The organism is Laceyella tengchongensis, assembly GCF_900182735.1.
Taxonomy (GTDB): Bacteria; Bacillota; Bacilli; order Thermoactinomycetales; family Thermoactinomycetaceae; genus Laceyella; species Laceyella tengchongensis.
Genome location: NZ_FXTU01000002.1, coordinates 59,329 through 73,905 on the forward strand (window position 1 = coordinate 59,329; position 14,577 = coordinate 73,905).

At 48.4% G+C, this 14,577-nt stretch carries 13 protein-coding genes; 3 read left to right on the forward strand and 10 right to left on the reverse strand.

The features are described from left to right. The first annotated feature begins 238 nt into the window (after positions 1-238). Entirely contained in the window at positions 239-1,744 is a 1,506-nt protein-coding gene (locus tag QQZ12_RS03925) for a golvesin C-terminal-like domain-containing protein (protein ID WP_223247946.1), read from the forward strand. Positions 1,745-1,812: 68 nt separating this feature from the next. Here QQZ12_RS03925 and QQZ12_RS03930 read toward each other — a convergent pair whose 3' ends face one another. Continuing rightward, a complete protein-coding gene (locus QQZ12_RS03930; protein ID WP_102992748.1) occupies positions 1,813-2,016 on the reverse strand; it encodes a hypothetical protein in 204 nt (67 codons plus the stop codon). 144 nt (positions 2,017-2,160) lie between these two features. Between QQZ12_RS03930 and QQZ12_RS03935 the strand changes: the two genes are divergently transcribed. Continuing rightward, positions 2,161-2,607, forward strand: a complete 447-nt coding sequence (locus QQZ12_RS03935; protein ID WP_189318848.1) for an EVE domain-containing protein — start codon at positions 2,161-2,163, stop codon at positions 2,605-2,607. Between the two features lie 335 nt (positions 2,608-2,942). Here the strand turns inward: QQZ12_RS03935 and QQZ12_RS03940 are convergent, their stop codons facing one another. The 6 genes from QQZ12_RS03940 to QQZ12_RS03965 form a co-directional block, all read right to left on the reverse strand. Further along, on the reverse strand, positions 2,943-3,575 hold the full coding sequence (locus QQZ12_RS03940; protein ID WP_284724014.1) for a fumarylacetoacetate hydrolase family protein: 633 nt from the start codon (positions 3,573-3,575) through the stop codon (positions 2,943-2,945). A gap of 136 nt (positions 3,576-3,711) precedes the next feature. Then, positions 3,712-5,358, reverse strand: coding sequence for a ribosomal protection-like ABC-F family protein (abc-f, locus tag QQZ12_RS03945; protein ID WP_284724015.1), 1,647 nt, complete (start codon positions 5,356-5,358; stop codon positions 3,712-3,714). Positions 5,359-5,454: 96 nt separating this feature from the next. After that, positions 5,455-5,580 (reverse strand): RAxF-45 family protein, encoded by a 126-nt coding sequence (locus tag QQZ12_RS03950; RefSeq protein WP_262983035.1) that lies wholly within the window; start codon positions 5,578-5,580, stop codon positions 5,455-5,457. Positions 5,581-5,692: 112 nt separating this feature from the next. Then, on the reverse strand, positions 5,693-6,949 hold the full coding sequence (locus QQZ12_RS03955; protein ID WP_102992752.1) for a dicarboxylate/amino acid:cation symporter: 1,257 nt from the start codon (positions 6,947-6,949) through the stop codon (positions 5,693-5,695). Between the two features lie 243 nt (positions 6,950-7,192). Beyond that, positions 7,193-8,830 carry a peptide ABC transporter substrate-binding protein gene (locus QQZ12_RS03960; protein ID WP_189318849.1) on the reverse strand — a complete coding sequence of 546 codons (1,638 nt, stop codon included), beginning with the start codon at positions 8,828-8,830 and terminating at the stop codon, positions 7,193-7,195. A gap of 246 nt (positions 8,831-9,076) precedes the next feature. Beyond that, positions 9,077-10,405, reverse strand: a complete 1,329-nt coding sequence (locus QQZ12_RS03965; protein ID WP_102992754.1) for an APC family permease — start codon at positions 10,403-10,405, stop codon at positions 9,077-9,079. 674 nt (positions 10,406-11,079) lie between these two features. On the opposite strand from QQZ12_RS03965, the gene QQZ12_RS03970 reads away from it, so the two are divergent. Continuing rightward, positions 11,080-11,652, forward strand: coding sequence for a cysteine dioxygenase (locus QQZ12_RS03970; RefSeq protein WP_154987914.1), 573 nt, complete (start codon positions 11,080-11,082; stop codon positions 11,650-11,652). A 1-nt stretch (position 11,653) separates the two neighbouring features. On the opposite strand, the gene QQZ12_RS03975 is transcribed toward QQZ12_RS03970, so the two are convergent. The 3 genes from QQZ12_RS03975 to QQZ12_RS03985 all read right to left on the reverse strand — a co-directional run bounded on the left by QQZ12_RS03975 (position 11,654) and on the right by QQZ12_RS03985 (position 14,471). Beyond that, positions 11,654-12,175, reverse strand: coding sequence for a hypothetical protein (locus QQZ12_RS03975; RefSeq protein ID WP_106342664.1), 522 nt, complete (start codon positions 12,173-12,175; stop codon positions 11,654-11,656). A gap of 237 nt (positions 12,176-12,412) precedes the next feature. Further along, positions 12,413-13,081 (reverse strand): lytic polysaccharide monooxygenase, encoded by a 669-nt coding sequence (locus QQZ12_RS03980; RefSeq protein ID WP_284724016.1) that lies wholly within the window; start codon positions 13,079-13,081, stop codon positions 12,413-12,415. Positions 13,082-13,343: 262 nt separating this feature from the next. Further along, positions 13,344-14,471, reverse strand: coding sequence for a hypothetical protein (locus QQZ12_RS03985; RefSeq protein ID WP_284724017.1), 1,128 nt, complete (start codon positions 14,469-14,471; stop codon positions 13,344-13,346). Between the last annotated feature and the right edge of the window lie 106 nt (positions 14,472-14,577).

Genomic DNA, 14,577 nt, shown 5'->3' on the forward strand with positions numbered 1-14,577 from the left:
TGTCACCCAAATCCCTTTGGCCGGGAGGACAAATCACCTGTCCCCTCCCGGCCAATTTTTATGTATCCCGCACGACCAGACACAAAACATAATATTATTTACTATCAGAATATTATTATTTATAATAACATTAGTTATCCTGTCATATTTACAAAAATGATCTCTTCTTTTTCATGCAACCGTTCGTACTAAACTCCTACACACCCAATCTATCTATTTGTAAAGGAGGCGTCTTCATTTGAGAAAGCGTTTGCTCTCTTGGTTAGCCATTTGCTGTCTGCTCACTCTGCCTTTCTCAGCTCCACCGCCCGTTGCAGCCGAGGAACAGCCGTCTTTGTCCCACGTCTTCGAGATGGCCGCCGCAGAGTTTGAGGTGCCCGTTGAAGTGTTGTTGGCGATTGGCTATGCCGAGACAAGATGGATGGATCATCAGGGCCAACCCAGCCAGCTCAACGGATACGGCATTATGCATTTGGCCGAAAACCCCACCAATGACTCATTGGTACAAGCCAGCCGATTGCTAGGCATAGATAAACAAGTGCTGACCCGGGACATCCAGGCTAACATCCGTGGCGCGGCAGCCGTGTTGCGGCAAATCGCCAAAGAACAAAACCAGGGACACGTACCGAAGAAGCTGGCCGATTGGTACACAGTCGTAGCGGAATACAGCGGACTATCCAGCCACCAAACCAAAGCATGGTATGCCGATGATGTATATGCTCTGATCAACCGCGGCGTCTCCCGCGTTATCAACGGCCAAGAGGTGCGATTAAAACCCACGCCGGTCACACCCAACCGCGGGGAATACGGTGAACCTCGCGATCCGTCCGGCCAAGCCACACCCGATTATCCCGAAGCGCGCTGGGTAGCGGCATCCAGTGCCAACTATACTGCCGCCAACAGGGAATCCGACGGCAATGCCATCAACTACGTGATCATCCACACCACGCAAGGCTCTTATAATGGTACGATCAGTTGGTTTCAAAATCCCTCTGCCCAAGTAAGCGCGCATTATGTCATCCGCTCCAGTGATGGACAAGTGACCCAAATGGTGCAGAACAAAGACATCGCTTGGCATGCTGGCAACTGGGATTACAATGTCCACTCCGTAGGGATAGAGCATGAAGGGTATGTAAATGATCCAGCCTGGTACACTGATGCCATGTACCGCGCCTCTGCCAAGCTGACCCGCTGGTTGTGCGACAGGTACGGGATTCCCAAAGACCGCAGTCACATTATTGGCCATAACCAAGTTCCAGGCGCCACCCACACCGACCCCGGCCCCAATTGGGATTGGAACTATTACATGAGCTTAGTCAATCAGTCGGGCGGCGGTGCCGATTTGGTCACTGATAACGCCACTTCGAACCGCTTCACTGCCAGCGCCAATTGGGCGATAGGCACGACCAATGCCCAAAAATACGGAGCCGATTATCGCTATGCCAAGCCTGAAACGATCAGTGACGCAGCATGGTACAAAGTAAACCTCCCCACCTCTGGAAGTTATGATGTATATGCTTGGTGGCCGTCAGGCTCCATCTACAATGACCAGACACCTTATGTGATCAACACCACCAACGGTAGCCAGACCGTCCACGTTTCCCAACGCTCCAGCGGAGGTGTCTGGAACCATCTAGGAACCTTTAACTTTGCGGCGGGTGACGCCAACCGTATTGCCGTGTCACGCTGGACGACAGGCACCGGCTATGTCATCGCAGATGCCGTCAAATTCGTGAAAAGGTAAATGAACCACCGCTTGCCAACAACAAAGCGTAAAGCGGCCCGCCATGCAGGCGGGCCGCTTGTTTTCACCTATGATTGTTGCTCTGATGTTGCCGCCGGCGCACTTGGCTCTTCAACCGCTTTGGTCTCTTTTTTGAACAAAGGGGCAACATACTTTTTCACAAAAAAGCCCGCCAACAGCAAAACAACCACCCCTTTGAGGATGAACAGCAACAAGTCTGCTCCCAAGGGGATCAACAGTTGGTTGACATAATCAGGTTGGCCTATCGGCATAATAAAACACACTCCTATTGGTATGTATTCAAAGAACTGACCCCATTCTACCACACTTTATGGGTCGTGTTATCCATTCCCCGGGAAATGTTTCCCCACTGGTTTATCATAGAAGAAACGCAGTTCTTGGAGGGACCATTCAAAATGGTGGAACAGAACCTTACGGCATGGATCTTTCAATACAACCCCAAGCTTGGCTTTGATTTGATGCAACATCTCAAGCAGCGGAACTCCCGCCCCAGCAGACCCGATACTTGGAGCGTCAATCAGCATCGTCAACGAATCAAACAAGGGGATGAAATCTATTTCTGGAAAACGCAACCCAACGCGGGAGTCTACGTGATTGGAAGGGTTATGCGTGATCCCTTCACCATTCATGAATATGATCGATTCGGCGGAGTTAAGTGTCATGTCCGGTTTGACTATGTGCTGAACCAACCCGTTTTGCGCAAGCATTTGTCGCAAGATCCTGAATTCGCCAATCTGTCCATCCTGCGCAACCCCAAAGGAACCAACTTTCCAGTCAGCGCCGCGGAACGGAAAGCGTTTTGGGAATGGTTTCAATTCGTGGGCCTTACTCCTTGCCGATAAAAAGAATGTTATCAACCCTGCCATGACCATGATGGCAAAGCGGGGGATACGATTCTCTGTGTTTCGCGACGTTTCGCAACTTAAAAAGCCGTATACCAATAGGAATACGGCTACGTACTACTTATTTTTAAGAGTAAATGATATCCGATCCTTCAAGACTAGCATTCAGGAGATGGGGCTGTTATCACAATATAATCATACCCTACGCCTGTTTTATTAACATATGTAGTTACGCTATACATATACGTAAAGCTAGAATGAGCTTATCTCTCTCTAAAACTTACAGATTTATCATCACCGCTCAATCATAAACCGCACCAAGCTAGACCTCCGGTTTACTGATCAGTGCCAGCAATCACACACTCCCCGAGCACGTCCTCTCCCCACAGCAACTGCAACCGGTCACCCGCATTCACTTCACCGACGCCAGCCGGCGTGCTAGTATAAATGATATCCCCTGCTCCCAGTCCCAAATGATTTCCGCAAAAATCGACGATCGTCTGCAAATCGAACACCATATCCTGAATGTTGCCACGTTGCACCTCAACCCCATTTTTGGCAAGGGCGAAATCCGTGTCAGCACAGGTCTCTACACCCGGGAAGGGGTAAAACTTGGTGACCAGGGCTGAGTTGGGAAATCCTTTGGCCTGAAGCCACGGATGACCTTTCCGTTTTAAATCTTCTTGCAAATCACGCAACGTAAAATCGATACCAAGCGCAAAAGCGTCAATCAATTCATCAACTGATAGCCCTTTTTGATACGGTTTGCCGATTCGGATGACCAACTCCGCTTCATAGTGCACCTGCCCTTGACCCACAGGCAGTCTGATGGCCCGTCCATCGGCAAGCGCTAGCGCATGGGTCGGCTTAGAGAAAACCATCAGCGACGAGGGCACCGCATTGCCAAGCTCCGCCGCATGCAGACGGTAATTGCGACCCACGCAATAAATGTTGCGAGTCGTGTCCATTTCCTTTACCCCCCTCATTTGTTTCCGCGTTCTCTTTTAAAGATACCTGAAGCAGGAATCGGTGTGAACTACCCCAACTCTTCGAAACATAAAAAGGAGCCTTTTTTCATCAAAAGGCTCCTTTGTGCCGAAGAAGTCACGCCTGCGATGGGCCGCCCTCTAAGCGTTTGTTTTTGGCCCAATCATAATCACCATCGTAGCGGTGAAGTTGCTGATTCTCCAGCCAATAAATGGTGCCGAACAAACGGTTTAAGAAATAGCGGTCATGGGAAACGGCGAGGATGGTGCCGGGAAATTCCGCCAATGCTTCTTCAAGCACTTCCCGCGAGTCGATGTCCAAGTGATTCGTCGGCTCATCCATAACCAACAAATTGATGTCCTGATGCATCAACTGCGCCAACCGCAACCGCATCCGCTCCCCACCGCTCAAGTCGCCCACTTTGCGGAAGACAGAGTGGCCGTAAAAAAGGAACCGGGCCAACAAATGGCGGGCCTCCCCTTCTGTCACCGCGACTTCCTCTCTGAAGGCGTTGATTACCGTTTGCTCCGGATCGCCTTCATAGCCCGCCTGGGAAAGATAGCCCACTTTCACGCTGTCACCCAACCGCACCCAGCCATCGTCCGCCTGCTCCCGGCCCAGGATGATGCGCAGCAACGTGGATTTGCCTGTTCCGTTCGCTCCGACAATGGCACATCTCTCCCCGAAACGTACCAACATCCCGCACCCTGCGAACAGCAAGCGGTCACCATACAACTTGCCAATATTTTCGGCGACGATCACATCTTTGCCGCTCCGCTTGGCAAAATCAAATTGCAAACGCATTTTCCTCCGCTCCAAGACAGGCTTTTTCACCTTCTCCATCCGCTCCAGCGCTTTTTCCATGCTTTTGGCGCGCCGATGCATGCCTGCATTGGGAGGATTGGCGCGGTTGGCCCATTCTTTCAGCCGTTTAATGGTTTCTTTCATTTTTTTGATTTTCTTCTCCTGCTCTTGATACTGTTTGAATTCAGCCAGCAGGCGTTCTTCCTTCAGTTTGGTGAAACGGGAGTAATTACCGGGATATATATGAATCTCTCCATCTTCCAAATCCCATGTCTCATTAGTCACCCGATCAAGAAAGTAACGGTCATGAGAGACGAGCAACACGGCGCCTTGATATTTTTCAAGATAGTTTTCCAACCATTCCACCGACGGCAAATCCAAATGATTGGTCGGTTCATCAAGCAGCAAGCAGTCCGGCCGGGACAGTAGCAATGTAGCCAAACCAACTTTCGTCTTTTCTCCACCGCTCAACTTGTGAAATGGCAGATTCCACATCTCTTTGGGCACACCCAATCCAGTAGCTACCTGGGTAATGAGCGAGTCGATCTGGTACCCGCCTTCTTGTTCAAAGCGTTCGCGCAACACATCCCATTGGCTGAGCAAGCGTTCTAATTTTTGGGGAGAGTCCGTTTCACCCATTTGCAACGATAATTCATTCATTTTACGCTCCATGGCAGTCAGTTTGGCAAACGGTTGCCGCAACACGTCCTCCACCGTGGTCTTCTTATCCGTCTCTGGCAATTGTGCCAGATAGCCCACTTTCGCTTGCTTGCGAATGAAGACTTCTCCTTCATCTGGCCGCTCAATCCCTGCCAAACATTTCAATAGGGTGGTCTTCCCGCTCCCGTTGGCACCAACCAAGCCAATGCGAGCGCGTTCATGTATTTCACCATCTATTTGTTTTAGTACCCATGTGGCACCCAACATTTTTTTCAATTGATGACATGCGCATACGATCATCGACAAACACTCCTTTTTGGACGCAAAAAAGCCATCAGCATACACACCCGCTGATGGCTTTCTCACATCTATGTTGAGAATAGTGGGGTTCTGATGCTACGCTTGAATTGCTGGTATTTGGCTAAAAAAGGGCACACGTATCCCATTTTCAGCCAAACCATGGGTAATGGCAGTAATTTCCACCACCAACCAACCCAGCCAATTCTGCCATGCGTAGCTCATGAACCCTCACCTCCTTGTCGTTGATCAGTATTGTCGCACTATCCATTTTAATTGAAATTTCTTTCATAAGCAAGCGGCAAATCGCCCGTGTCCGCTGGAAGCTACGCGCACCCTAAGACGCAACAGCATTCTGCTCCGCTTCTAGCTGTTTGGCCGCATCAAATTCCTGTTCGCTTTTGGCCACAACGATGGTGGCGATCCCGTTTCCGATCATATTGACAAGCGCACGGGCTTCAGACATGAAGCGGTCCACACCCAACAACAACGTCAGCCCCTCCATCGGTATGACCTGCATCGCCCCCAATGTGGACGCCAACACAATGAAGCCTCCACCGGTCACTGTGGCTGCCCCCTTGGACGTCAACATGAGAATGGCGATGACTGTCAATTCTTGCGTCAGACTCAAGTCCACCCCGCTCACCTGCGCCAAAAAGATAACGGCCATGGTCAAATAAATCGAAGTGCCGTCCAGGTTAAACGAATATCCGGTGGGAAGTACTAACCCAACCACTGATCGGGAGCACCCATACGCCTCCATTTTATGCATCATCCGCGGCAAAACGGATTCCGATGAAGATGTGCCCAAAACGATCAATATTTCCTCTTTGATGAATTTCAAATACTTCCACAAACTGAATCCATATATCTTACAAATCAGATTAAGTATGACAAACACAAAGAAAATCATGGTCAGATAGACGGCCAACATCAATTTCCCCAACGGGATGAGCGAAGATAAGCCGTAATGACCAATCGTGTATGAGATCGCTCCAAGCGCCCCAAGCGGCGCCACCCGCATCACCATGTTGACGAGTTTGAAAAAAGCTTGACTGATCCGCTCGAACACGTCAATCACCAGCTGGTTTGCCTGCCCGAGGGAAGCCAAAGCGAAGCCGAACAGGACAGCGAAAAAGACGACCTGAAGAATGTCCCCTTTTGCGAACGAATCTACCACATTGGAGGGAACGATATGGATCAAGAAGTCCACCATATCCATTTTCTCGCCTTCATGAACGTATCCGTCCACTTCTTTTTTGTATTGTGAGCTGTTAAGGGGCACTCCCTCACCCGGCTCGACCACATTGGCGACCACCAGGCCGATAATCAACGCAAACGTGGTCACGATTTCAAAGTAGAGCAGCGCTTTTCCTCCGACCCTTCCCACTTTCTTCATGTCGCCCATTTTGGCAATGCCGAGCACAATCGTAAAAAAGATAATCGGCGCGATCACCATCTTAACCATGTTGATAAAGATATCGCTGAGCGGCTTCAGGTAATTGGCCGTGTTTGGTGCGACGGCGCCAAGGATGATCCCGATGGTGATTGCACTTAGCACTTGAAAAGTTAAATTTGTGAATAATTTCTTCACTACTTCCGCCTCCTGTCCGATCGTGATGCTGGTGTGGGCAATGCTTCTGACTCTGCATGGAACATTCCCTCTTTTCAAAAATATTAGGGTATGTCACGCAAATCAAGTGGGTGGATAGAAACAGCGGAAAAATCTTTTCTATTTATCTCTTTATCAAACACGCACGAATCACTCTCGTCACCGATCACATCCTTCATAAAAAAGGTGCGGCTTCTCCTCTGAGTAGCCGCACCCCTGCCCGCTTCACTGTTTCCCGTCGACCGAAGCCCATTTGAGGTCATATTCGGCTCCATACGGATGGCGATGCAACCCCTTCACATATGGCTTTTGCAAAAACGAATTCGTCTCATAATACAAGGGCACAAGCGCCGCCTGTTGGCCCTCACCTGTTCCGACCAATAGTTTCTCCGCCTGAATCATCAAGGAGGTTTTCTTATTGTGCGATGCTGCCGCTTTGGCTTGTTTGATCAACCGATCATAGGCCGCATTGTTAAATTTCATGTAATTCAATCCGGAATTTGCGGTCCATATTTCCAAGAAACCGATGGGATCACTGTAGTCGGCAAACCAGCTGGACATGGTCATGTCAAATTCACCTTTCAATTCGTGATCCACTTTGGTTTTACGCGGGAGAGTGTTCAATTTGATCTCCAGCCCCAATTTAGCCTTGAGTTGCTCTTTGATTGATAACGCCACATAACTTCGTTGGTCGTTGAAGCTGAGCATCACAATCGACTCCGGGGGCCGGGTTAACCCCAGTTCCCGTAACCCCTTGTTGAAGTACGTCTGCGCCAAGCTCGGGTTGTGGCCAACGACTTCGCCACCAGCCCGTTGACGGAATGATTGCCCCTCTACTGACAGCGCTGGCGGAATTAGCGCTCCCGCTGGTTTTGATCCGTCTTTCAACACCCTGTCTACAATCTCATTACGATCGATGGCCAAGCTGATTGCACGCCGAATATTGGGATTTTTAAAAAACGGTTTGCTTTGGTTCATCAACAGATATTGTGAGGAGGCCAATTCCAAACTGGTGTAATCTGTCGTTTGCTTGAATGCGTAGACAAATTCGGAATCAATTTTGGTGATGTCCGCTTTTCCAGAATTATAAAAATTGATGCGCTTTGATGTATCCGCTTGCACCTGCACATCGACTTGTCCAAGCTGAACCGTGTCTTTGTCCCAATACCGCTCGTTTTTCAACAACCGTACTTGGGTAGGTGTAACCGAATCAATGATGAACGGCCCGTTATAAACCATCTTGTCGGGAGATTTGGCATATTCCTCTCCATATTTTTCAACAATGTCTTTTCGTTGCGGGAAATAGGTGGATTGCGTGGTCAAGCTCAGAAATTCATGCTCTGGTTGCTTCAAGCACACTTCCAACGTATGGTCATCAATCGCTTTCACTTTGACTTGATTCGCGGAACCTCTTCCCTTGTTATATTCTTCTGCGCCCATAATCGGATATAAGATATAAGCGTATTCCGATTTAATCCGGGGATCGAGCGCCCGTTTCCATGCATATTCGAAATCATGGGCAGTGACTGGCTCTTCATCACTCCACTCCGCGTCATCGCGCAGTTTGAAGGTGTAGGTTTTTTTGTCAGGACTCACTTCCACTGATTCTGCCATACCATTGACGAGCCGGTTGTTCGGCCCTAACCGCATCAATCCTTCATTCACGTTATACAAAATGTTCCATGAAACGATGTCCACATACTTGGCACTGTCCAAGTTGGAGATCTGATTGCTCTCCATGATACGCAAAATCTTGTTTTCCGGAATGGCTTCGTTTGATTCCAACCACGGAATACTACACGCGGTCAATAACGACAGAGACAACGAAACAACTGACGCGATGAACAAACTCTTTTTCCTCATGATTTCCCCCATTTTTATTAAGAGTATAATTATGCCGACGATTGAATATATTCGATTTTATTCATTTACACTAATAAAGTAAAGAGTTTGTTGCAAAAAACTGATAAATTTACAACCAAACTTTGGTCTTTTGTTAATAATAAAGGAATTGACAAATTAATTAAACAACAATAGAGGCGCTGACTTCAACATACAAAAAAAGGGATTGTCCAACGAACGGACAATCCCATCCCTTTATCTGCTTACTCAAGCAACCTGCCCACTCTTCACCGTCCGATAACGGCGAATGAGCCAATAGATCGGCAATCCAGCTAGGGTAATCCCCACAACAGACAAACTGCCCACCACGTCATTCGTCAGCGCACTGACAATCACAAACAACGCGCCGACGATGGCCACAATCGGCACAAACGGATACAAGGGCACGCGGTACGGAAGCTCAGCGTTCCCTTTGCGCTTGCGCAGGATAAATACAGCGACAAAAGCCATCAAATAAAACAGGAACGTCGCAAACACAGCAATGTCCGACAATTGGTTCGGATCAGCCAACAGCATCATGGCGATAGCCAAGACAACTTGGGACAAAATGGACATCACGGGTGTTTTCCACGTGGAGTGAACATGTTTCAAATAACGGGAACCCGGCAATTGGCCCCGTTCTGCCATTGAAAACGGGATGCGGGGGAATGTGAGAATTTTGCCGTTGAGACAGCCGAAAATAGAAATAATAATACCGATTTGAATCAACTTCCCACCCACGTCTCCAAACAACAACGTAGCGGCGGTGCTTGCCGCATTCTCCCCAAGCTTCACGATTTCTCCTGCTGGCAGGATGTGCAACATCGCAAGGTTGACCAACAGATAAACCAGCGTCACCGCTGAAATCCCAAAAATGATCGCCCGCGGCAACATCTTGGCGGGATTTTTCATTTCACCGGCCACCGACGCGACCATGATCCACCCGTCATAAGCGAACAAGGTAGCGACAACCGCGGCTCCAAAACTGATCTCCATCGAGGAAGACCCAGCAACGCCAAAAATGGTGGCTTCCCCTTTCCACAAGCCAAACACAATGATCAAAGCGATAGGCAACAATTTAGCAATCGTTGACACCAACTGCACCTGACCACCGTATTTGGTGCCGATCATGTTCACCAACGCCAAAAAGATCACAAACCCAACGCCAATCAAGGTCGACCAGGCATGATCCATGCCAAACAGGTGAACAATAAGGCTTCCTAGGTACAGCCCCAAGGCGCCAATGACAGCGGGCCCGTAAATGACGGTTTGCATCCATCCACACAAAAACCCCCAACGTTCGCCGTATGTCTCTTCCAGATAGACATTCAAACCGCCGGTTTTGGGAATTTGTGCCCCAATCTCTGCAATGGTCAATCCTCCTGCCAGGGTGATCACTCCCCCGATCAGCCAAGCCAACAATCCCATCGTGGAATCGCTGGTTTGACCGAGCACAACGCCCGGCTTCATGAAGACGCCCGATCCGATCACCGTCCCTATCACGATCGACAACGCCACCATAAAGCCGATATCTTTCTTCAAATGTTGTTCTGCCATCCCATTTCGTCCTCCCCCAAAAGACATTTGTTTCATTCAGTAACACATCATCATGTATTATACCATGTTGATGCTAAAAAGAACTGATTAATTTACCATCTTAAATGCAATTATACAAAAAACAGCTAATGAACAACCGAAATATTATAAATATTAATGATTGGTTATCGAGATGATAAATTTTTATGAAAATTACCTCTTCTCCTCACGCTCAAGGAGGCAGGAAAAGAGATTGGCGCACCCGCTTTCGGACTGGCTCCCGACCTTTGCTATCGACCATTTCTTATCAATCAATATTAATACATAAAAATCATCCCTCTATTGGTTAACAAAAGGGTAATTTCGTTAATCAACAATCAATCCTCTCAAGAAAAACGCATGCCGGCCGCAATCGTGAGGCCACTGGCAGATGTATCAGCGACACAGCAAACAAATGGCTTGCCTCTTACTACATAAAGAAGATTTATTCTATTGCCAAATGGTATAATATAACTAACAGTCCAAGCATCGCACACACCTCCATGCCCACGGCATCATCACATGCCACGCACTTCCCCGGGCTGCGGAATGATAGCATCATTACACAAGACAGCCCACCAATCTTGTTCCCTTTTGAATCTCGAGTAAGTTACTCATGATGGACGACATTCTTTTATCACACAGGAGGAGATTGCATGAATATGATCGAATGCATCGCCATGTCCCTGCGCAACCGCCCGAACCTTGATTTCACCGCATTAAAACAGGCGATTGAACAGGCCGAATGCACGTTGGAGCGCATAAGCGCGCACATCCCTGCTCCCGCTCCCCCTCTTCACTACGGCCGAAACGTCATCTACCGTTCCAAGTCTGTAGAAGCGATCGTCATCCATTTGCCTGGATACACAGAAACGCCGATCCATGATCACGGCGATTCGATTTGTTGCTTGTATGTTGTCTCCGGCTCAGTGGTGAACCGAATCTACGCCACCCCGTCGGATACCGCCCCCGAGCGGGAACAACGAAAACAAGCGGGGGAATTCCTTTATTGCGATTATGGACAAATCCACTCCTTGTACAATCCAGGACCCCAACGCCTCATCACTTTCCACCTCTATACCCCGCCATTGCGAAATGCAACATTCTACCCTCCCTTTGCCAAGCAGGTCTTGCAACCGCCCCAAGCCTCAAGCACGCCTGTTAAGCAAATCAAGCTGACGAGATCCGCCTCCCACAAACAAAAAACCCACCCAAAGGGCGGGAAATAGCCTAACGATATACGTTAATATAAGAAATTTGGTCATTCCAGCCATCACCAACATATCTAATATCAAGTCCAGGCCCAAACGTTTTGCAAGGTTCGCCCCCATTTTTGTGAAAACAAACCCGTGTTCCCGAACTTTTTCTGGCTGTTTTGAGTGATGAAACTTCATCATTGTAAGAGCTGTTGTTGAAGTTCGTATAATATCCCACTGGTGTCGTGTATTTCCAACCACGGAAGCCGGAATGTTGGAACGATTCGGTCGCATAATCAGAAGCTTGTGCCTTTATCCCCTCTTGCTGGACGGCCCATTTTTGTTTGAACTTCTTTTCGGCGATTTCATACGCCGCTCTGGTTTTGTAATTGTACGTCTTTCCATCGGTATCCACAATCTGATATTGGACATGGCTCAAATCATATTCCAGCGGAACCACCGTTCTGGCTTCAACAGGACTAACTGACACGCTCCCCAAGGTAACAGCCAACACAAACACGATCGCCAGAATCATGGATTTCCATTTCTTTTTCATCACATTCACACTCCCCTTGCAATTCATTGCTTCATGTTCGTTTCTCCATTTCCCCCCTTTCCCGCATAATAATATTTATCACTTGCGAAATTGTGTTATGACGCCTTTTTTCAAACCTCGACAAAAAAATCTCCAATAAAAAACGGCCCATGCCACCCGTTGCGTTTGGATGGCATGGGCTGAATACCTGTGAGGTTGGATCAGTAAACCCCCGTGGGGACAGGGGTGAAAAACTTCTTAACCATTCTTTTGCTGAGATAGGGCATTTACTATGCGTGATCTCTCCAATAACCATGAAGCATGGGTAACCTTGCTGTTAACCAGGTTTACATCGACAGCCTGATAAAACGCATTGCCGGTGTCGGCAATTTCCCATACGCCCAAAATCACATGGTACCCACTGCGGTCGGTCGGCACGTTGCATTGGTGGGTTACGGTGTTTGGCGGTCGTTTCCCCCCGTCATAGACATAACAAAACAATTCCAGATCGGCCCGAGCAATCGGCTTGTCCGGATTCCATCCCTTCTTGGTGATGTAATACTTCCACTCTCTCGTGCTATGCGGCGCAGTCAGATACCAGGTAAACGAATTGCTCCCCCCGCGCAGAGTCACTTTGGCCCAACGAGTCGACGTTTGCTCGTACAACTCCGGATAACGTCCGCCCCCTGTAATCTGTCCGTCAGGCGGACCTGAATGTGGAAATGATCCTACCCCTTCCACGCTTTGCGGTTCCCACTGAATTTGACCGCAATTCGTGTTTTGCTTTTGTTGGCACAGATAAGTACGGCTGGCGGGAGACTGGATATAACCATGGGCAAAAGCGCCTTCGGCAAACGCCGCCACGCTCAACCCACAACCCATGACCAACAGACCTAACCGCAACGCAATTTTTTTCCAAGCACGCATCATCTCAACCTCCTCATTCAATATTAATAGAATATTCTATATATTTATAATGTATCTTATATTGGTAGGATTGTCTATACCAATTCTGTGGTGTCAATTGCTCGTAAGAGAAAAGGCGTCAACCGATGTCACACACATGGCTAGTGGCAGGTTGACGCCTTCGATGTGAGCTCATTTTTTCGGAGCACTCAGGCATCCGCGCTGTGCCTCAACCTCAAAGCAGGAACGGATGTAGACAGCTATCCAGTAACGGCATTCTCTCTCAGCATTCCCCTTGCCGCCGTTCCAACCAATGTTCATCATCGTCTATTGAATAGGTCTCCACCAACGCATCCCATTTCGCCACTGCTTCTTTCCAGGACGCCTCGTCCATCTGCCAGTCAATAGCTTGCATTACCTCCGCCAACGCTTGAAATGGAAACTCATCAGTGCACACATGCCGCATCGAATACACATCAAAAGGCGAATCGCATGCGTGATACCATCCATGAACCGGATCTTGCGTCCATTCAAAATGCGGTTTGAACCAAACCATCCGATCGAATTGTTCGATTTCCTCCTCAGAAAACAGCCCCAATGAACGCCATGCTGCTTTCACTTTGCGGGCAATCGCCTTGGCATCCTCATGTCGCGTCACCACCGCGAACCGAAGCATTAGCAAAAATGGCACAACAAACTGCTCGGGATGCCGCAGGGTGAGAAAGAGGTACAGCTTTTCAAACTCTTCCCATCTGAGTGCATGCGGATGCCATCTACCCAAGTCATCCCATCCCAATTCAAAAGAATTGGCTAAAGAGGGGTGAAACAGGTGGAGTGAGGACATGTCAATGTCGTCTCCGATCCATACCATCAATCCCGCATCCTCTGTGATAGGAAAACGAATGGGATCGACCAGCTCGGGATAAATGCTATTGTCATCATCATATAACCCGTACGCATTGAAATGGACATACTCCCACCAGAACCTGCGGTCCTTAAACACAGAGTTCCACAGATCAAACTCATCGACGATATCGATATTCAGTCCGTACCGGCGTACGATTGCATTCATCATACTATGCTTGATCAACGTGTTTTCGATCTTTTTATTCTCATCCCGGCATAGCAATTCTCGAACCGCCGCTCCCACTTCTTCTTTGCACCGGACGATGAGCGTGTGAGTATATGTCATGAATTCAACCAAAACCAAACATCGGGCGTCAGTTTGACTCCGCATGAGATAGATGGAAGATTTCTGTCTGCCTTTAGCCTCTATATAAGCTTGTTTGTCAAATGGTATATCCACCAATGGCGCTAAATGCTCCAGTATCTCTTCGCCTTCATTGTTGTAAAAGCTAACTTGAAATTGCACAATCCCAGTGTATTTTTCTAACAGTTGTTGTTCGGTCATGGTGTTCTCCTTCGTTTACGTAAGTCTTCTATATTTTTTAATCGTCTCACGTTACCTCACAAGGATCAATCCCTAGACCGTGTCTATTCTTGCTCATCCTCTACAT